We start from the raw sequence: 688 nt of genomic DNA, 5'->3' as shown, positions 1-688 counted from the left end.
TCAAAGAACATTTCTAACTAGCTGTTAGCTTTTGGCTATTAGCTGTTAGCATTGATGATGTGTTGATTATGAATCACAGACCCGAAGTCACATCCTGTTGTTGAGCTGTTAGCCTTTAGCTATTAGCTTTTAGCAACATCTTGTTGCTGTCCGTTTTTCCACTTCGTTGATCCTATCAGGAAAACAAAGTGGAGGATATCGGATTCGAACCGATGACCCCCTGCGTGCAAGGCAGGTGCTCTAGCCAACTGAGCTAATCCCCCGGAGAATTGTTTAGTAGACCCGAGCAGATTTGAACTGCTGACCCCTACATTATCAGTGTAGTGCTCTAACCAGGCTGAGCTACGGATCTATATCAATGCCAGTCGGACATCTGTCCACAGACCACTGACTCCAGTCCGTAAATTACCAACTTGGCTATTAAAATATTTTTAAAGAACTTTTCTAACCAGCTGTTAGCTTTTGGCTATTAGCTGTTAGCATTGATGATGTCTTGATTATGAATCACAGACCTTTAAGCCACATCATATTGTTTGTTGTTTGAGCTTTTAGCTATTGGCTGTTAGCTATTAGCAACCTGTGTTACTTTAACCAACTGCCTGCTTTCGCCTAACAATTTAAAAGATGGAAACAACAGCTCAGGTAATGAGCTCTAAAAAGGAGGTATTCCAGCCGCACCTTCCGATAC

Annotated in this window: 2 tRNA genes; both read right to left on the bottom strand. The window is 42.0% G+C overall.

What is annotated here, in order from left to right:
- Positions 1-189 precede the first annotated feature (189 nt).
- Positions 190-263 (bottom strand) — tRNA-Ala (locus ABR189_RS30060).
- 14 nt (positions 264-277) lie between these two features.
- A tRNA-Ile gene (locus ABR189_RS30055) sits at positions 278-352 on the bottom strand.
- Between the last annotated feature and the right edge of the window lie 336 nt (positions 353-688).

It is taken from the genome of Chitinophaga sp. H8, from assembly GCF_040567655.1.
GTDB lineage: Bacteria > Bacteroidota > Bacteroidia > Chitinophagales > Chitinophagaceae > Chitinophaga > Chitinophaga defluvii.
This window is presented reverse-complemented; position numbering and strand designations above follow the sequence as displayed.